Source organism: Streptomyces sp. NPDC059455 (assembly GCF_042750115.1).
GTDB lineage: Bacteria > Actinomycetota > Actinomycetes > Streptomycetales > Streptomycetaceae > Streptomyces > Streptomyces endocoffeicus.
In genome coordinates this window covers 82,223-83,017 of sequence record NZ_JBHYVB010000017.1, presented here as the reverse complement: position 1 = coordinate 83,017, position 795 = coordinate 82,223, and the positions used below count along the sequence as shown (strand labels likewise).

The window sequence follows — 795 nt, the reverse complement described above, 5'->3', positions numbered from 1 at the left end:
GCCCGACGCTTATGGCACACGATACGGGGGGGGCCCCTGGCCCCCGGGCGGGGGCCCGACCCATGAGCGGCCGCTAGGCCCCCGGCCGGGGCCAGGCGTCGGCGAGCAACCGGCGGGTGTCGGCGAGGAGTTGCGGCAGCACCTTGGTGCTGCCGATCACGGGCATGAAGTTGGTGTCCCCGCCCCAGCGCGGCACCACATGCTGATGCAGATGCGCCGCGATCCCGGCGCCCGCCACGGTCCCTTGGTTCATGCCGACGTTGAAACCGTGCGCACCCGAGGCGGTACGCAGCGCGGTCATGGCTGCCTTGGTGTATTCCGCGAGCTCCACCGTCTCCTCGGCGGTGAGGTCGGTGTAGTCGGCGATATGCCGGAACGGGACGACCATGAGATGGCCGCCGGTGTACGGATACAGATTGAGCACGGCGTAGACGGACTCGCCGCGAGCGATGATCAAGCCGTCCTCGTCGGACTTCTCCGGAATGGAGCAGAACGGACAGCCATCGCCCGCGCCCGGGCCGGTCGGCTTGTTCTCCCCCTGGATGTAGGCCATCCGATGGGGTGTCCACAGGCGCTGGAACGCGTCAGGCGTCCCCACTCCGATCTGCTGTTCCGGCTCACTCGTCATGCGGGCCAGCATATTCGCCCCGCAGGGGTGAGGAAGAGCCGAGGGGGGGGGCCGGGGGGGGGGGCCCCCCCCCCCCAACACCGCCCCGGGGGACCCCCCCGTCATACAAAAGGGGGCACGCCCGCAACGCCGGGCCCCCCTAGGCCCCCCCCCCGGGGGAGGGGGGT

At 71.3% G+C, this 795-nt stretch carries 1 protein-coding gene; it reads right to left on the bottom strand.

Translation table 11 applies throughout. The features are described from left to right. Positions 1 to 73: 73 nt before the first annotated feature. Positions 74 to 640, bottom strand: a complete 567-nt coding sequence (locus tag ACFXB5_RS08865; RefSeq protein ID WP_385204238.1) for an HIT family protein — start codon at positions 638 to 640, stop codon at positions 74 to 76. Between the last annotated feature and the right edge of the window lie 155 nt (positions 641 to 795).